The sequence below is a fragment of the Arthrobacter sp. QXT-31 genome (assembly GCF_001969265.1).
Lineage (GTDB): Bacteria > Actinomycetota > Actinomycetes > Actinomycetales > Micrococcaceae > Arthrobacter.
Genome location: NZ_CP019304.1, coordinates 2,750,256 through 2,767,381 on the forward strand (window position 1 = coordinate 2,750,256; position 17,126 = coordinate 2,767,381).

Below are 17,126 nucleotides of genomic sequence, written 5' to 3' on the forward strand. Positions count from 1 at the left end.
CTTGTTGGGGTTTGCGGGGTTCACGCGTGGGCAGCAGGCGGGAGGAGGACGAGCTTTCCGGTGTGCTTCTTGGACAGGAAGTCCTCCTGGGCCTGGGCAATGTTGGACAGCGGGTAGGTTTTGGAGACGACCGGGTGGATCTCATTGGCCTCGATGTAGGTGATGAGGTTTTCGAAGACCTCGTCCTCCTGGAAGGTGCAGCCGAGCAGGCTCAGGTCCTTGAGGTAGATGGTGCGCAGGTCGATCTCGGCCACGGGGCCGGAAATGGCGCCGGCGATGGCGTAGCGGCCGCCGGAGCGCAGGAGCTCGAGCAGTTGCCCGGCTTCCGGTCCGCCCACAATGTCAATAACGACGTCGAACGAGTTGCGTCCCAGCTCGGCCACCAGGTCCGTTCCGCGGTCGACGGTACGGTCGGCGCCTTCAGCCCTGACCTGGGCGGCCTTGGCGGCAGAGCAGACGGCCGTGACGGTGGCGCCGCGGCGCTTGGCCAGCTGGACGGCGGCGAGGCCGACGCCGCCGGACGCTCCGGTGATGAGGACGCGTTCGGCGCCCGCTTGGGCGCGGTGCAGCATGTTCTCCGCCGTGGAGTAGGCGCAGGGAATGGCGGCCAGATCGGCGTCGGACCAGTCTGAGTTAACGGCGTAGGTCTCCCGTGAGGGGGCGACGGCGAACTGGGCGAAACCGCCGTCGCATTCGCTGCCAAAGGTCCAGCACTCATAGGGGCGGTACCCGACGTAGGTGCGCAGCATGTTCCGTACGAGCACCCGCTCGCCGATCCGGTCAGGGGAAACACGCTCACCGACGGCCACGATGCGTCCGGCCGCGTCGGCGCCCTGGATCCGGGGGAAGGTCAGCGCCTCGCCTGACCAGGTGGCGTCCGAATCGGAGATTTCAGCAAAACCTTCGGCGCCGCCGGCATTGGTTCCGGAATCGACGGCTTTGGAGTACCAGCCGATCCGTGTGTTGATGTCGGTGTTGTTGATCCCGGCTGCTCCGACTTCGATGAGAACCTCGCCCTCACCGGGGGTGGGAACAGGAACATTAGTGCGGTACTCCAGCTTCTCCAGCCCGCCATGCCCGGTCAGCAGCACCGCCGCCATGACCTCGGGGAGCGTACCTTGGGAAGTTGCTTCCAGACCGGAAACGGTCCCTTTTTCAGTGCCAGTGCTCACAGAACTCCTATGTTCGTCTCTGCTGTTGATCGAAGGACATCCCTGACGAGGGCTCTCCAGCGGATCACCTCACATACTTGAACGTCACGTTCATTTTCAGGCCCATAACCTTATCGTGTCAACGGTAAACCGTTTGCTTGACTAGCTGTGAGCTGTGCCATAAATTGAACAAGGCGTTTACTAAATGAACGCACTGGTTTGGATCTCCAGGCTTTCCTTGCCAAGGATCCGGGCTGGTGTCGACACAAAATTTGAGAGGTGGCCTGATGCGTAGCGCACAGTGGTTCGGACGGGATGATCTCGCAGGGTTCCTGCACCGCTCGTCGCTGGCGGGCACCGGGCTCGGCCGGCACGCTCTTGATGGGCGGCCGGTCATCGGCATCTGCAACTCGTGGTCGGACCTGGTCAGCTGCAACTTCCACCTGAAGGGCCTGGCTGATGCTGTCCGGCGCGGCGTCGCGCAGGCCGGCGGCGTCGCGGTGGAGTTCACCACCATGAGTCTTGGCGAGGCCCTGATGAAGCCGACCGCAATGATGTACCGCAACCTCGTGGCGATGGAGGTCGAGGAATCCATACGCGCGTATCCGCTCGACGCCGTGGTGCTGCTTGGCGGATGCGATAAAACGGTTCCGGCGCAGCTCATGGGAGCGGCCGGCGCAGATGTGCCGGCGATCGCGCTCACCGGCGGCCCGGCCAATCCCGCTGTCTTCCGCGGCCGGGAACTCGGAGTCGGAACGGACCTGTGGGCCTACGTTGACGAGCTGCGTGCCGGACGGATGAGCCAGTCCGACTTCGCTGAACTCGAGGCGGCATCCGGCCCCTCGGTCGGGCATTGCCCGGAGCTGGGCACTGCATCCACGATGGCAGCGCTCACCGAAGCACTCGGGATGGCCCTTCCGGGCAGCGCCACCGTGCCGGCCACCCACTCACGCCGCTACGCCCTGGGCGAGGCCACCGGCGAACGGGCCGTGGATCTCGCCCGCAGCGGTCTCCGGCCCTCCCGGATCCTCACCCCCGCGGCCTTCGACAACGCGATCACCGCCCTGATGGCCCTCGGGGGATCCACCAACGCTGTCATCCACCTGCTTGCGATCGCGCGGAAGGCCGGGGTGGAGCTTGCCCTGGACCGGTTCGACCAGATCTCCGCCCGGACCCCCCTGATTGCCAACCTGCGCCCCAGCGGGGAAGAGCTCTTCGCGCGGCTCAACACCGTCGGCGGCATCCCCGCAGTCCTGCACCGGCTGGAGCCCCTGCTGGACACGGACACGCTGACCGTAACCGGAAAGCCCCTCCGCGAAAGCATCCGGCCGGCCGCCGTCGAGGACGTGGTGCTGTCCACGCTCGACAGCCCGTTCGCCCCCAGCGGGGGCATCGCCGTCGTCAAGGGCAACCTCGCACCCGACGGCGCGCTGATCAAGACCAGCGCCGCGACCCCGGCGCTGCTGCGCCACCGTGGCCCCGCGCTGGTCTTCGATGACCATCACGAGCTCAGCCACCGCATCGACGACCCTGACCTGGACGTCACGGCCGATACCGTGCTCGTGCTCCGCAACATCGGCCCGGTCGGGGGACCGGGAATGCCGGAATGGGGAGCGCTGCCCCTGCCCGAGAAGCTGCTCCGGCAGGGAGTCACTGACATGGTCCGCATTTCCGATGCCCGCATGAGCGGAACGTGCTTCGGCACCATGGCCGTGCACGTCGCCCCGGAAGCCGCCGTCGGCGGACCGCTGGGCAAGCTGCGCACCGGGGATCCGGTGGTGCTCGACGTCAGGCAGCGGACTCTCGCCGTCGACCTCCCGGACAGTGAGTTCCTCAGCCGGCCATCCTTTACCCCTCCCCGTACCCCGCCCAAGGGATACCGGAAGCTGGTCAACGACCACATCCTCCAGGCCGACAAGGGCTGCGACTTCGACTTCATGGCCGACGGCGGGCCCGCACCGGACCTGGCCCCGGGCTCCATCCCGGCGGGATGGCACGGAGGTTGGTAACGCCACGGGGTGCCGACATCCAGAAAATAACAGGGGAAGAGGGACGAAGATGTTGACGGTATTGGCTGACATAAGTGGATGGGTAGGCGCCTTCACCACACTTGCCGCGTATACCGCCTTTTCCATGGGCTGGATTACCAACGGACGTCTCTTCCAGACAGCGAACCTGATCGGATCCGCCGCGCTGATAATCAACGGCTACCACCAGGAAGCATGGCCCTTCGTGCTCCTGAACGCCGTCTGGGGCACCATCTCCATCGCGGCCCTGGTCCGCCTGCGACGAAACAGGCCCAGCGGTAACCGCTCAACTCCGCTCGCGGCCAGGGTAACCAGGCCCGCCGCCGTCGACGTCCTGACCGACTGACACGACGGGCATGAGGATGGCGTTTAGGCGCTCATGACTTCGCCTGCGGCGTCTTCCTGGATGGCTCGGCTGTATCCGAGTGTGAGTTTCGTGTCGATCAGGTGGAAAATGTTCCGCCGAATGTGCTCGAGGACCAGTTTCTGGGCTTTCTCGGTCTGGTCCTGGGCAACCGCCCGGACCAGCTCCAGGTGTTCAGCAGTTGCCGTTTCGGAGTCAAGTTCCCCGCCGAGGGGAGCCCACAACTGTAGGACTGACTCTTCCTGCAGCCGGATTTCGGCCGCCGCGAGCCTCGGTGACTGCGGCGAAACGGCCAACTCAATGTGGAAGCGGCTGTCAGCGGAAGCACGAACCTCCGGGCTCCTGGCCAAAATCAAGGCGCGGGCAAGTTCGCGAAGACGCTCAAGGTTATGTGCTTCCGCACGTTCACAGGCCAGGCGTATGGTGGTGGCCGCAATCGCCGAGTGTTCGTCCCCGATGTCACGGATCTCGGAAATGGATGTCGAAAGAAACCAATCACGGACCCTGTCGGTAGGGGTTTGCGGCTGACTGACCACAAAGGTACCTCCGCTCCGGCCGCGGCGGGTCTCGACGATGCCCCGGTCCCGTAACTCGGCCAAAGCTTCCCGAAGCGTCGCGCCGCCAACTCCGAACATCTCCGAGAGCGCCGCTTCAGGCGGCAGCCGCTGACCCACCTCAAGCAAACCGAGGCCGATGCCGGTGGAGATTCTTTCGACAATCGCATCCGACCTCTCGATTTCCGGCAGGGACCGATAGATCTGCGACTGCAATGACGTCGTCGAGGTCATTCTCCGCTCCCACCATGATTAAGGGTCGTAAGTATTACTGCAGCGCGTCGACCGGACCCATCCCGTTGCGAAAGCGGTGATCCGATGCGCCTCCACTTGCCCCGGCGCGCCCCGCGTCTGGAGCAAAGCTACCCTCCAGAAAACATTAAGTACAGTCTTTTTTGCAGCGGGTCGATCCGGCGCGAAAGCCGGCCATAGTCCCGGCGGAGTCCAAATAAGTCTTTTCAAATTGGCCGAGTAAAAGTGCTGGACTGAATGTATTGAAGGGCGTATCTTTGCTAGAGCAAAGGACGTGACTACCGTCACACCGGCAACAGCAGCCCTCCAGCCGTGGGCGGCAACAGACCACCGAAGAACGAGCAGAAAATGGAAGCCGCCATGACCGCACTCACTAACTCCATCGATATCCATGTCACGACCCGGCGCGCGCTGGACGAGCGCCTTGAGGAAGCCGTGAACAAGCTCCAACAACTGGCCATGCACACCCGCACGCACGGCATTGTGGTGGCCCGTAACAAGCCGGGACACTATACGGCCGCGCTCTCTGACCAGGTCCCGTTCGGGGTTACGCGCGAAATTATGCGCTAACTGCTGCGGAAGCCTTCAGCGGGTCGGTGTAGATCAGCGCGAGCCCCAGGTGGGGGACATCCAGGGCCAACCGCTGCTGCTCCGCAGCTCCGGGTTTGATCCGGTCGCCCACCAGATACATCGGGGAGTTGCCGAGAATGACGCGGTTGCTGGCGTTGATGAGGGCGGCGTTGCCCGGGACCACGCGCAGGTGGGGCATGATGAGGGCTTCCAGGTCCTTGATGCGGATATCGCATCCAGCGACCCCCATGAAGGTTCCGTGGACGTAAACGGGGGCTGTGAACGTCAGGATGTACTCCTCGAAGCCGAGATAGTCGATGTACGGGCCCCAGAGGGTCTGTTCACCTGTGGACGCGGCAGTCGAGAAGAAGGGCAGCTTCTCAAAGTCGTAGTACCGGTTACTGCCCGGAGTGCGGTCAAGATCAAGCCGGCCCATGGATCCGGGTTCCTTGCGGGACCACCACTCCAGGGCTTCGCTGCCCTCCGCAACGAAGCCAGGAGCGAAGAACGTCCCGGCCCCGACGGCGAAAGCGTGATTCGCCAGGAACTCCTGCGAGAGCTTATCCAGTCCGGCTAAGGCTGCTTTGTCGATCTTTGATTTGCCGCCGGGATTTCGTTCAAGCAGCGAGGCGACGCTGCCGGCGAGTCCCTTAATCCCGGCGGAGACGCCCTTGGTCCACGAAGTGAGGGCGGTGGCAGCATGCGCGGCTTCTTTGTCGTGGTTCATGGGCCTCCTGAATTGATTCGCTGTAACCGTGGGGCAGTCTCCGGGTTAGACGCCGGCTTTGGTCAGGAGTGCGTCTACGAGTGTGAAGAACATGGTGCGGTGGTCGGTGGCTTTGGGGTTGGTGAGGTATTGGATGGCTGCGCCGTCGTAGATCATGAGGAAGGACCGGGCGAGGGTGGGGAAGTCTATGAGGCTTTTTTCGCCGGTGGTTTGGGCTGCGGTGGAGAAGATGTTGCCGAGTTCTGTTTCGTAGGCGGGGTAGATTTTGGCGGCGAGGGGGCTGGCGGGGGCGTTGCGGGTGGCCCAGAGGATGAGTTCGATTTCGGCGAGGAGGCTGGCGGGTTCTTCTTCCAGTGCCCGCCAGTAGCCTTCGGCGACTTGTTCGACGGCTTTGCGGAGGCCGAGTTCGAAGTGGATGTCGCCGGAGAAGCTGCTGAGGTTCTTGAGCCAGGCTTCGGCGGCGGCGTCCATGATTTCGTCTTTGCCGCTGAAGCAGTAGTGTGCGGTGGCCAGGGGTGCGTTGGCTTCTTTGGCGATGGCCCGGACGGTTACTGACTGGACGCCTTCGCACCGCATCAGTTCAACGGTGGCTGCGATTAGCTGTTCTTTGCGTTCCTCTGCGGGTACCCGCATAGCTCACTCTCTCGTCTCCCGGCATCAGGCCCCCGGTGAGGGCCTTGTCCTAAGACTATTGCCTGGATAAACATCGCGCACCATTCATGAACTATTGACTCGAACGGCTGTCCCTGTCGTGCGGAAGTCCGTTGCCCGGGTCCGGGTCTGGGTGCCGGTGCCGGCCCGGTTGCGGTGGCGCGCCACAGCCCCGCGGTCCGGTGTGGGCCGCGGGGCGGAGGCGTGCGTGGTGGTTTACCTTGCGGCCAAGGTATCGGTGAGGTCTTCGGGCGTGTCGGTGTTGATGTCCTGGCCGGTGTTGATGTCCTGGCTGGTGCCGTGGAGGTAGCGTTCGAGGGAGTCGTCCATGGCGTTGAGCCAGCGGGTGTGGTGTGGGTGGCCATGGTCCCGGTGATGACGGAGCGGTGGGTCATGTCGCGGTAGCCGAGGATGTTCTCGTGTTTGTGGCGCATCCAGTCTTTGAAGAGCTGGGAGACGGCGTCCAGGTCGAAGGGCGGGTAGTCGGTGGCGTTGATGAGTTCGCGCAGGTAGTCGGTTTGGAAGTCGGCTTCGGCGTCGTGGTCGGGGAGGCGGCCTGGCGGTCGAGCCAGTGCCGGATGTCGGTGTCGCGTTCGGTGATGGAGGGCAGGTCGATGACGCCGGTCATGACGTCGCGGGCGAACCAGGCCTGGGCGTCGAACATGTTGAAGGTGTAGTACTGGTCCTGCGCGCCGAGGTAGAACAGGTTGGTGTTCTGCTGCCAGACCACGCCCTTGTAGAGGTTGCCCGGGTAGAGCACGTTCGGCGATGTCAGGGACAGTTCGCTGGGCAGGAAGGGTATTTGTGCTGGTAGCCGGTGCAGAGCACGACGGCGTCGAAGTCGTCGTGGGTGCCGTCGCTGAAGTATGCGGTGCTCCCTGGAAGTGGTGACGAGGGCGTCCACGGTGGTGTCGGGCCAGTGGTAGCCCATGGGGTTGCTGCGGTAGCTCATGGTGATGGCGGCGGCGCCCATTTTATGGGCCTGCATGCCGATGTCTCGGCGGAGTAGCTGCTGCCGATCATGAGGAGGCGTTTGCCGTAGAAGCGTTCGGCGCCGCGGAAGTCGTGGGCGTGCATGACTTCGCCGGGGAAGGTTTTGATGCCTTGAATTCGGGGACGGCGGGGACGTGGAAGTGGCCGGTGGCGACGACGAGTTTGTCGAAGATGTGGGTTTCGGTGATCCCGGTTTTGAGGTTCGACGGTGACGGTGAATTCCCGGGTGGTTTCGTTGTAGCTGGTGTGGCGGGCGACGGTGTTGAACTGACGTACTGGCGGACGTCGGATTTTTCGACCCGGCCCTTGATGTAGTCGAAGAGGACCTCCCGCGGCGGGAAGGAGGAAATGGGCCGGCCGAAGTGTTCGTCGAAGGAGTAGTCGGCGAACTCGAGGCATTCCTTGGGGCCGTTGGACCACAGATGGCGGTACATGCTGGAGTGGACCGGTTCGCCGTGGCCGTCCAGGCCGATCCGCCAGCTGTTGTTCCACTGCCCGCCCCAGTCGTCCTGTTTTTCGAAGCACTTGATCTCGGGGATGGCGGCGCCTTTCTGGCGTGCTGATCAAAGGCCCGCAGCTGGGCCAGGCCGCTGGGGCCGGCACCAATGATTCCTACTCGCAGTGTCATCTTGCTCTCCAATTCCAATGAAAATTTCGGTCACGGATCCGGATCTCCGGTCGCGGATCCGCGACGGTATGGGGACGCGCTAACGCGTGGGGGGGTGGGGATGCTGCCCGGGGGATCAGGCGGGGAAGGTGCGGTCGCCGGCGAAGAAGCCGAGGCCGTAGTCGGGGGTTTCGAACCTGACGGTCGTGCCTTCGGGAAGAACAGCACGTCGCGCTCCCTGGCGTGGGTGACTTCGCCGGTGGTTTCGTCGGTGAGGATGAACTCACCGGCGATGACGACCTTCATCTCGTCGTAGGTGTACGTGTACACCAGGGGTTCGGAGGCCTTCAGCTCGAAGAAGCCGGCGCTCATGACCGAGCCTTCCGGGTTGTGCAGCGAGTCGCCAATCGCAGCGACCGTGCCGGGTTCGTTCATCGACGGCAGACCGGTGTAACCGCCAACGACCTTGTGGATGGATCCGGCCTTGCTCAGGGTTCCTACGAGGGTTTCCATAATCTCTCCTGGATCGATAGTGCGTGCATGATCAGCCCAGAACTGCGCCTTTGACAGAACTGGAAGCGGACGGGACCTGCGGGGCTGCACCGAAGGCAGCCGGGGAGCCCGATCGGGGACCCCGCGAGAGTCAGTTGCAAACCGGAGTTCTCCGGATCTGCAGGGCCAACCAGGCCCCGGCTGGTGTGATGCCAGTCACGTTTGCTCGTGGCAGAAACTCTGACATGAACGAATGTATTAGTCAACCGTCCAAGTTCAGTTCTTTTGGGATTCCCGGGAAGTCAATGTGCAGTCCATGTCACTTATCTGGAACCGTTGACTAGGACTGCCGTCCGTGTCAGAGTGTTCCGCAGCGTGGTGATCTAGATCACAGCTGCGCTTCTCGTGCGATTCACCGCCCCGTGCAAAATCCCCATTCCGAGAAAACGGGTAAAGACAATGACGACAACCACCCCTCAACTCGCGACACTTACGACCGGTGCCCCAATCGATTTCTGGCCGGCGGAGTCCATGACGGTCATGAGAGCCGAATGGCCGCGGTTGCGCTGCAGGTTCATCAACTCCAAGCCTGTAGGCCGGTGGAGCGAGTTCATCCTCTCGGAGTGGGAGCTGGAGGCGTGTGGCTGGGAGGACTTTCATCCCCACACCGAGACGAACTTCGTCCTGGAAGGCGAACTCCACATCCAGAGTGAAGGCAAGACGGTCATCCTGAAGCCGGGCGACGCGGCGCGTGTTAATTCAGGACAACTGGGGCGGTACTGGGCGCCCGTCTACGCCCGGATGGTTACCACGTACGGCCCGAACCCGGAAGGTGCAGAGTCGCACTCCTTCCGGTACTTCGAAATCTAGTTCGGCACTCCTGCACATGCAGTTGGGGCTGCAATGTGCAAGGCGGTTTTCTGCATCTTTTACATCCAGCAATAGCTGCCGCCGACTGCCATTCTTCTTGAATCAAAACCACCCCCATTGATTCTGCGGGGCCAGTTGCAATCCTGCCTTACCCACTGTCTGCAGGCGCTATGGCTCTTTTCGCTGCCACTTTATCTTTTCAAGAATTAATTTCACGCAACTAAAAGACCGGACGGCTTCAGTCGTCTAAGGGAGACTGTTATGAGTAAAAATCTTTCGGATGGTGTTGGTTACCTGGAAAGGTCGATTGACTGGAAGCAGGGCCTGGCCATCGCTCTGGGTGTGCCTTTGCTGATTCTGCCCTCTTTGGGCTACCTGCCGATGTATCTGTCGGCCGCAGCCATCCTCATCTGGGGGCTGTCCGTCATTCAGGGCTTCTTTCAGAACGCGGCGTACGCTGAAATGGCCACCACCTTTCCCAAGGCCTCCGGTCTGCCGGGTTTCGCGCAGCAAATATTCCGCACCGAGAACTACAAGGGCAAGTATGACAAGGGCAAGCTGATCGGGGGCTTCAGCGCCTGGAGCTACTGGTTCGCCTGGAACCCGGTCCTCGCGATTTTCGCCATCCTGGTCGGCGGTTACCTGCACGGGCTCTTCCCGGCACTCGGGCAGACCTTCAGCGAGTACCAGCTTTCACTCATCTCGGGTCTGGTGATCTTCACGGGACTCTTCATCATCAACTGGTTCGGACTCAAGGAAGGCGCCATCCTGGGCTACGTCCTGGCGGCTTTTTCCCTCATCCCGCTGGTGGTCCTGACCGCGGCACCTTTTGCCACCGGACACGTCGAGCTGGCCAATATCACCGGCAACTGGCTGCCGGCCGACTGGTCCTGGGACGCGCACCACATCCTGATCCTCTTCGGCATCTTCGCAATCGCGCAGTGGAGTGCCTGCGGCTGGGAAACGGCAGCAATCTACGGCCCTGAATACAAAAACCCCGCCAAGGATATCCCCAAGGCACTGTTTGCGTGCGGCATCATCTGCCTTTTCTCGTATGTACTCGTGCAAACTGCAGTGATCGGCGTGCTGGGTGTTGACGGTGTGGCGGCCGAAGCTGTGTCACCGCTGATTCCGGTCGCCCAGGCTACCTTTGGCCAAGCCGGCTCCGTCGTCACCATCATCATGCTGATCGCCGCCATGATCCTGATCATCCAAACGGCCTACCTCGGTTCCTCCCGTGCCCTGCACTCGATGTCGACCGAAGGCAACCTGCCCAGGTATCTCGGCCCTTCGCAGATGAGCGTGGTTAGGGCGGTCTGAGACTTCCGCCGCGGCGTTGGACGTTTTCCGGTACGGCGTGGTGCGGCAGGAAAGAGGTCAGGGCCTCTTTGAATTGGTTGCGACCAAGCAAACCAATACCCAAAAGAGACCCTGACATGAATAACTCTATGTCTTGTTCCCACGGCCGGTGGTGCACGCGCGCGGATACGCTGCTCGGTGTTGAGGGCATCCACATCAGCTCTGTCACGGCGACCGGGGCCGGCCTCGTTCTGGGCGTCGAGACCGGGGAAGACGTCACCGGTTGTCCGGACTGCGGCGTCGTTGCCGTGGGCCACGGCCGCCGGCCGGTCCGGCTCCACGACATCCCGTGTTTCGGCCGGCCGGTGCGGCTGCTCTGGGCGAAGCGCGTCTGGCGATGCCCGGACCCTGACTGCCCCAGAACGACGTTCACCGAGGAGCATCCAATGGCGGTATCCCGAGCGAAACTCACGACCAGGGCAGTCGGGTGGGCGACCGATGCGCTGCAGCGTTTCGACACCTCGGTTTCCGCTCTGGCCCATCAGCTCGGCGTTTCGTGGCACACCATCTGGGACGCTGTCCGAGTGGAAGCCTCCCGCCGGATCGCAGCGACGGACCGGCTGACAGGGGTGGACGCGCTCGGGGTTGATGAGCACGTCTGGTCCCACATCGGCCCACCGGGATCCGGCATGGTCACCGGGATCGTGGACCACACGCGCGACGCCCACGGTGTGGTGCACGCCAGGTTGCTGGACCTTGTCCCGGGCCGGTCCGGGAAGGCCTACGCCGACTGGCTCAAAGAGCGCGGGACCGGGTTCACCGCCGGAATCAAAACGGCTGCGCTGGATCCCTTCCGCGGCTACGCCAACGCGATCCGCGACGAGCTGCCCGAAGCCATCACCGTCCTGGATGCCTTCCATGTCGTGAAGTTAGGCTCAGCCATGGTCGATGAGGTCCGCCGCCGGGTCCAGCAGGACACCCTCGGGCACCGCGGCCGCAAGGGCGATCCGCTCTACGGCATCCGCCGGACCTTGCAGATCGGGGCCGAACACCTCACCGACAAACAGGCCGCCCGGCTCGACGCGAAGCTCACCCTCGGGGACCCGGACCACGAAGTCAGCCTGGCCTGGCAGTGCTACCAGAAGCTCCGAAACATCTACCACGCCAGACCGGAGAAGGGCCGCCAACTCGTCAGCGAGGTGATGGCCCAATTCCCGACCTGCCCGATCCCGGAAGTCGCCCGGCTCGGCAGGACACTCAAACAATGGAAGGCAGCGATCCTGGCCTACTTCGACACCTTCGGCGCCTCCAACGGCCCCACCGAAGCGATCAATGGGGTCATCGAAACCACCCGCAGAATAGCCCGCGGCTTCCGCAACTTCACCAACTACAGACTCCGATGCCTACTCGCAGCCGGCGGCCACCGCCCCTACCGAATCAACCAGACAAACCATGCCTAAATGCGAAGGGCCGGTATCTCGGCAAAACAAATCGCCATGGAACCCCGTTCATTGCCCTGCTCGTTACCGCGGCATTCAACATGGTGCTAATTTCCACGGGGTCCCTCGCCGCCATCCTTGCAGCTGCCGCGATCGGCTACACCTGCGCCAACGGCATCAGCCTGTTCGCCTACGTCAGGGCCAGGAAGCACCCGGCCCTCGCCCAATTGGAACGGCCCTTCAAGGCACCCAGGGGCTGGAAACACGTCGCCATGCTCTTCGGCCTGTTCAACCTGCCGCTGTGCCTGGTCGGCGTCGTCTACCTGAACAGCCTGGAGATCGGCTGGACCTCAACCTGGCTCGGCTTCATCGTGTTGTCCCTCTACATACCAATCTGGCTGTATTCCCAGCACGAGACGAGGCGCAGAAACAACAGGGAACTGCCCACCACCATCCCTTCAAACAGCAAACCAGACGACGACGCCGCAGACCTGGAGAAAGTACCCAGCCTCTGACTGTCCTCAACCGCTATTGAACCCCGCCTCCTGCCGGGACGAACCATTCGTTCGTCCCGGCAGGTCCGCGTGCTGGGCCGTGGGCGGACACCCTTGTCGACCCGGCCGGACCGCCGTCTTGGACTTCCTCCGCCGGAATCTGCCACCCGGACCCTACCTATTGCTCTTGGTCCCGCTTTGGTTGTTGGCCTTGTCGGGTTTGGGCTTGTCGACAGCGCCGGGGCCCGGAACGGGCCGCTTGGACTGACCTTCGGCCATGACCTTGTTCTCTTGCTGCTGGACAGGATCCTCAGTCCCGGTCTGTGTGCCGGGCGATGGGTTTACGACGACGAGCGGAGCAGGTTCCAGGTTCCCTGCAGGAATGCCGTTCCGCGTGGGCGCAGGCTGGGGAGCGGCGGGAAGTGCTTCAACGGGTGATTTTGTGGAGGTTGTGATGAGTGTCTGCAGGTCGTTGCGGACCAGGCGGATGGCTGCGGTGATGTTCCGGTATTGTTCGAACGTCAAGCCGTTGCGTGCGGCTTCGTCGGTCGCGTCTTTTTCGAGGCGGTCCAATTGCACAAGGGCGCTTTGCAGGTCCCCGTCGCGTATGGCTTGGCGCACCTGGTCAAGAATGGACCGGAGCGCGGTTGAGGGCTCCAGGGCTGCCTGGAGTTGATGCAGATGGAAATCCAGAGGATTGTTTTGCACGGGCACTGCCTGTGGGGTGGGCGCTGCGGACCGATCCGGGCCAGCAGGCCCGAAGGTGGCGGACGTGGTTCCGGTCAGAATAACGGCCGCAATGGATGCGACGATCACCGTCCGCATATGCCTGCCAGGTTTGCGGCCCGCCCGCGAAGCAACATTTGGCGGACGTGAAGGAATGGGAGGACATGGCCTGCTCCGGACCTCCGGCAAGGGCGTGACGCTGACGGACGTCTGAGGAGCGACGGGAGTCTTACTGCCCGGTGCCAGCGCCAGTCGCTGCAGGGCAGTCGCGGCCTCGGCCGCAGAGGGGCGGTCGGTCGGGTATCTGGCGGTCATCGCGGTCAGCAGGGTCTTCCACTCCGGGCTGACACTGTCCGGTACGACGGGGTTCCTGTGGATTCTTGCCACGCCGGACTCGATCTGGCTTCCGGGAAACTCGACCGTACGGGTGAAGCACTCCAGCAGCACCAAACCCAGGGAGTAGATGTCGCTGGTACCGTTCAATGGCTCACCGAGGGCCTGTTCCGGACTGAGGTACGCGGCAGTGCCGACGGTGCAGCCTGTCCTGGTCAGGTGCTCTTCGTCCATGACCCGGGCGATGCCAAAATCCGTGAGTTTGGCGCGCCACTGCTGTCCCGGCTCACCCGGGCGGGGGTTGTAGAGCAGCACGTTGCCGGGTTTGATGTCGCGATGGATCACGCCGCGGCTGTGGACATAGTCCAAGGCGGAAGCCAGATCTGCTCCCAAAGCTGCGACGTCGGCCTGCGCCAGGCTGTCGGTCCGCAAGTGGCGGCGGAGGTCCGGGCCGGCTACGTACTCCATGGCCACGAAGCTGCGTTCCATCGCGGGGTCGGTACCGGCATCGAACAACGTCACCAGGGACGGATGGACCATTGAGGCGAGAATCCGGATTTCGGCTTCCTGACGGGCCAGCAACTCCGGCTCGCCGCCTTCCTTGGAAAAGACCTTCAGGGCCACTTCACGGCCTAATGCTTCGTCGACCGCCCTGTACACCGCTGCCGCGGCACCACGGCCGACCAGTTCCTGGAGACGGTAACGCTGGCACATAAGCTGCCCGGTCACGACCGGCCGCTGTCCCTCAGTCATGCGAACTCCCACACTGCGTCTCATTTGTCGTATCCGGCCTGCTGTCAGGTCGCGGAGTATTCGCTGGTCTTTACACCCCGCCCGGTAGAACGCGACGGGTAGTAAGACTGCTTAGTATTACACGCGCGGAGCTTCGTACGCCATGAATCAGCCCCGCTGATCTCCGATCGGAATTCGCCCTTTCCTGTTCCAGGAAATGGCGTCGGTTACACTTCGTAAGTGGACTTAGCATTTGAACTGACACCGGACCTTGCCGTTGCTTTCGTTACGCTTTTCGTGCTGGAAATAGTTCTGGGCGTGGACAACGTCATTTTCATCTCGATCCTGGCCAGCAAGCTGCCCTTGGAGCAGCAGGCTAAAGCCCGCAACCTCGGTCTGACCTTGGGGATGCTGATGCGGATCGTGCTGCTGTTCGCCGCATCCTGGATCATCAGCCTGACGAACGATCTGTTCGAACTGTTCGGGAAGGGCTTTTCAGGCAGGGACCTGATCCTGACTTTTGGCGGCCTGTTCCTGGTCTACAAGGCAGTCACCGAGATCCACGAAAAACTCGAAGGACGCGAGTCCCACGGCCCGGGCCGGCTCACCAGCGTGACGTTCGGTGCGGTGCTGACCCAGATCATCCTGCTGGACATGGTGTTTTCGTTCGACTCGGTGATCACCGCCGTCGGCATGGTCGATAACCTCCTGGTCATTGTCACCGCGGTCCTGCTCTCGTTCACCATCATGCTCTTCTCCTCGAAGTTCATCTTCTCCTTCGTGAACCGGCACCCCACCGTAAAGATGCTGGCCCTGGCCTTCCTGGTGCTGATCGGAACCTTCCTCATCGCCGACGGCTTCGAGGTCAAGATCGACAAAGCCCTGATCTACGGCCCCATGGCCTTCGCCATCATCGTCGAAGCCCTGAACCTGACCTACAAACGACGCCAGGAAAAACTTTCAGGCGAACCCATCGAACCGGTCCACCTCCGCCACGCCTACTCCAAAGCCGATGACCACGACGCCATCGCCGCCGCCACATCGACCGGGCCAGAAGCCGGGGAAGTCTGCCTCTCCCGCAAGCCCGTGAGCGGCAGGATTGTCGACGGCGACGGCCACCAGGAACCCGCCGGCCTGGGATAGGCCGAACCTGAGGGTCCCCTCTCCCTGCCGGCAGACCTCACAGGGCGCGGCACGAGCTGTCCCCCGGGGGTGTGGCGTCACGCCCAGGGGCGTCGGGAGCCGGAGCTGCAGCAAGCAATAATGAAGACGTCAGAAACTGTTGAGCGTGCGATGAGCTACCTAAGCTGCGCGGGGACCCTGCCGTCGTCCTCTGGCTCCAGGCTGCGGCGGGAAAACGCTTACTCCATTTGATGAGAGCTTTCTCTTCTCCCAGTAATGCATGAACTCCTGGCCCATGGGTACGTTTGCTGCAGCAACGTGTATTTGTGTTCCTCTGGTCCGGCGGTAGGAGTGACGCGTGCTCACCGACGTGTATTTCCAAGTGCAACCTGTTGATCTTCTGGCGGCGCGCCTTCAGATGGCGCTGTCGCTGGGATGGCACATCATCGTCGCTTGCTTCGGAGTCGGAATGCCGGCAATCACGTTGTTGGCCGAGTGGCGTGGTTACAAGACCGGCGACCTGAACTACCGGCTGCTGGCAAGGCGCTGGGCCAGGGTGATGGGTGTCCTCTTCGCGGTAGGAGCCGTATCGGGAACGATTCTTTCGTTTGAGATGGGCCTGCTCTGGCCGGGGCTGATGGGCGTTTACGGTGAGGTCATTGGTCTGCCGTTCACGCTTGAGGGCATAGCGTTCTTCATTGAGGCTATTTTTCTCGGCATTTACCTCTATGCGTGGGACCGCCTCTCGCCGCGTGTCCATATGCTTACCGGTATCCCGGTGATCGTGGCAGGGGTGGCCAGTGCTTTTTTTGTGGTCACAGCGAATGCGTGGATGCAGCAACCCACCGGCTTTGATGAGGAAAACGGGCGGATCATCGCGGTGGACCCGGTGGCGGCCATGTTCAGCCCGGCCACTCCGCCGCAGACCGTCCACATGATCCTGGCTGCCTTCATGGTTGCCGGGTTCGGAATGGCTTCGGTCTATGCCGTTGCCATGCTGCGCGGTCGGCGGGACAGGTACCACCGGCTGGGTTTTGCGGTGCCCTTTGCTGTGGCTGCGGCCATCACTCCTGTCCAGATCGGTGTTGGGGACTGGGCCGCCCACTTCGTGGCAAGCTACCAGCCAGTCAAGCTCGCCGCCATGGAGGGCATTTTCGAGACCCAGCGCAACGCCCCGCTCCACATCGGCGGGGTCGTCATCGACGGCGAGATGCAGTACGCCATTGAGATCCCCAGCGGCCTGTCGCTTTTGGCGCACTTTGATCCGAATGCCGAGGTAATGGGCCTGAACGAGGTACCCGAAGACGCCAGGCCGCCGGTGAACGTTGTCCACCTCGCTTTCCAGGCCATGGTGGGCGGCGGATTTGCCCTGTTGGCACTGTCCGTTTGGATGGCGGTCGCCTGGAAACGCCGGAAGGACCTCCCCCGGTCCAAGTGGTTCCTGCGGGCAGCGTCGGTCTCCGGATTGATCGCCGTCGTATGCCTGGAGGCCGGCTGGGTAGTCACCGAAGTCGGCCGGCAGCCCTGGATCGTCTTTGGAGTTTTACGCACCTCCGACGCGGTCAACCCGGCGCCGGGACTGTTCTACGGTTTCATTCTGGTCTCTGTGGTGTATCTCTTCCTCACGATCGCCACGGTCTATGTGCTGCGGCGGCTCGCCAAGGACAAGCCGGTACCCCTGGCGCCACAGGAGTCAGACGTGACCGGCTACAAGATCATCTAG

The 17,126-nt window shown here is 62.7% G+C and carries 17 protein-coding genes; 9 read left to right on the forward strand and 8 right to left on the reverse strand.

The window, feature by feature from the left end:
* Positions 1-20 precede the first annotated feature (20 nt).
* Positions 21-1,172 (reverse strand): alcohol dehydrogenase family protein, encoded by a 1,152-nt coding sequence (locus tag BWQ92_RS12365; protein ID WP_236782941.1) that lies wholly within the window; start codon positions 1,170-1,172, stop codon positions 21-23.
* Positions 1,173-1,438: 266 nt separating this feature from the next.
* Between BWQ92_RS12365 and BWQ92_RS12370 the strand changes: the two genes are divergently transcribed.
* Both BWQ92_RS12370 and BWQ92_RS12375 read left to right on the forward strand, forming a co-directional pair.
* The gene (locus BWQ92_RS12370; RefSeq protein WP_076799883.1) at positions 1,439-3,160 is read left to right on the forward strand and encodes a dihydroxy-acid dehydratase; all 1,722 of its coding nucleotides are present in this window, start codon (positions 1,439-1,441) and stop codon (positions 3,158-3,160) included.
* Positions 3,161-3,221: 61 nt separating this feature from the next.
* On the forward strand, positions 3,222-3,524 hold the full coding sequence (locus tag BWQ92_RS12375; protein ID WP_076799885.1) for a CBU_0592 family membrane protein: 303 nt from the start codon (positions 3,222-3,224) through the stop codon (positions 3,522-3,524).
* 23 nt (positions 3,525-3,547) lie between these two features.
* Here BWQ92_RS12375 and BWQ92_RS12380 read toward each other — a convergent pair whose 3' ends face one another.
* Complete coding sequence (locus BWQ92_RS12380) at positions 3,548-4,330, reverse strand: FadR/GntR family transcriptional regulator (RefSeq protein WP_076799886.1); 783 nt, start codon at positions 4,328-4,330, stop codon at positions 3,548-3,550.
* Positions 4,331-4,708: 378 nt separating this feature from the next.
* Here BWQ92_RS12380 and BWQ92_RS12385 point away from each other — a divergent pair, with 378 nt between their 5' ends.
* Positions 4,709-4,918 carry a hypothetical protein gene (locus tag BWQ92_RS12385; protein WP_076799888.1) on the forward strand — a complete coding sequence of 70 codons (210 nt, stop codon included), beginning with the start codon at positions 4,709-4,711 and terminating at the stop codon, positions 4,916-4,918.
* On the opposite strand, the gene BWQ92_RS12390 is transcribed toward BWQ92_RS12385, so the two are convergent.
* From BWQ92_RS12390 to BWQ92_RS12410, 5 genes are all read right to left on the reverse strand, one after another.
* Complete coding sequence (locus tag BWQ92_RS12390; protein WP_076799890.1) at positions 4,908-5,645, reverse strand: cache domain-containing protein; 738 nt, start codon at positions 5,643-5,645, stop codon at positions 4,908-4,910. The genes BWQ92_RS12385 and BWQ92_RS12390 overlap by 11 nt on opposite strands.
* A 45-nt stretch (positions 5,646-5,690) precedes the next feature.
* Positions 5,691-6,278, reverse strand: coding sequence for a TetR/AcrR family transcriptional regulator (locus tag BWQ92_RS12395; RefSeq protein ID WP_076799891.1), 588 nt, complete (start codon positions 6,276-6,278; stop codon positions 5,691-5,693).
* Positions 6,279-6,687: 409 nt separating this feature from the next.
* Positions 6,688-7,284 (reverse strand): hypothetical protein, encoded by a 597-nt coding sequence (locus BWQ92_RS23975; protein WP_216639945.1) that lies wholly within the window; start codon positions 7,282-7,284, stop codon positions 6,688-6,690.
* Positions 7,285-7,315: 31 nt separating this feature from the next.
* Positions 7,316-7,828, reverse strand: a complete 513-nt coding sequence (locus BWQ92_RS23980; protein WP_216639998.1) for a hypothetical protein — start codon at positions 7,826-7,828, stop codon at positions 7,316-7,318.
* A 119-nt stretch (positions 7,829-7,947) separates the two neighbouring features.
* Positions 7,948-8,409, reverse strand: coding sequence for a hypothetical protein (locus BWQ92_RS12410; RefSeq protein ID WP_236782942.1), 462 nt, complete (start codon positions 8,407-8,409; stop codon positions 7,948-7,950).
* Between the two features lie 510 nt (positions 8,410-8,919).
* Here BWQ92_RS12410 and BWQ92_RS12415 point away from each other — a divergent pair.
* The 4 genes from BWQ92_RS12415 to BWQ92_RS12430 all read left to right on the forward strand — a co-directional run bounded on the left by BWQ92_RS12415 (position 8,920) and on the right by BWQ92_RS12430 (position 12,511).
* Positions 8,920-9,258: a cupin domain-containing protein gene (locus BWQ92_RS12415; RefSeq protein ID WP_076799894.1), complete on the forward strand. Its 339-nt coding sequence runs from the start codon at positions 8,920-8,922 to the stop codon at positions 9,256-9,258.
* Positions 9,259-9,519: 261 nt separating this feature from the next.
* Positions 9,520-10,578, forward strand: coding sequence for an APC family permease (locus BWQ92_RS12420; RefSeq protein ID WP_236782943.1), 1,059 nt, complete (start codon positions 9,520-9,522; stop codon positions 10,576-10,578).
* Positions 10,579-10,694: 116 nt separating this feature from the next.
* Complete coding sequence (locus BWQ92_RS12425) at positions 10,695-12,017, forward strand: ISL3 family transposase (protein ID WP_157365141.1); 1,323 nt, start codon at positions 10,695-10,697, stop codon at positions 12,015-12,017.
* Positions 11,957-12,511 (forward strand): amino acid permease, encoded by a 555-nt coding sequence (locus BWQ92_RS12430; protein ID WP_076799896.1) that lies wholly within the window; start codon positions 11,957-11,959, stop codon positions 12,509-12,511. Before BWQ92_RS12425 ends, BWQ92_RS12430 begins: the two co-directional genes overlap by 61 nt.
* 153 nt (positions 12,512-12,664) lie before the next feature.
* Here BWQ92_RS12430 and BWQ92_RS12435 read toward each other — a convergent pair whose 3' ends face one another.
* Positions 12,665-14,302 carry a serine/threonine-protein kinase gene (locus tag BWQ92_RS12435; RefSeq protein WP_076799898.1) on the reverse strand — a complete coding sequence of 546 codons (1,638 nt, stop codon included), beginning with the start codon at positions 14,300-14,302 and terminating at the stop codon, positions 12,665-12,667.
* Positions 14,303-14,521: 219 nt separating this feature from the next.
* Here BWQ92_RS12435 and BWQ92_RS12440 point away from each other — a divergent pair, with 219 nt between their 5' ends.
* Both BWQ92_RS12440 and BWQ92_RS12445 read left to right on the forward strand, forming a co-directional pair.
* Positions 14,522-15,424 (forward strand): TerC family protein, encoded by a 903-nt coding sequence (locus BWQ92_RS12440; protein WP_076799899.1) that lies wholly within the window; start codon positions 14,522-14,524, stop codon positions 15,422-15,424.
* A gap of 337 nt (positions 15,425-15,761) precedes the next feature.
* Positions 15,762-17,126 (forward strand): cytochrome ubiquinol oxidase subunit I, encoded by a 1,365-nt coding sequence (locus BWQ92_RS12445; RefSeq protein ID WP_076799901.1) that lies wholly within the window; start codon positions 15,762-15,764, stop codon positions 17,124-17,126.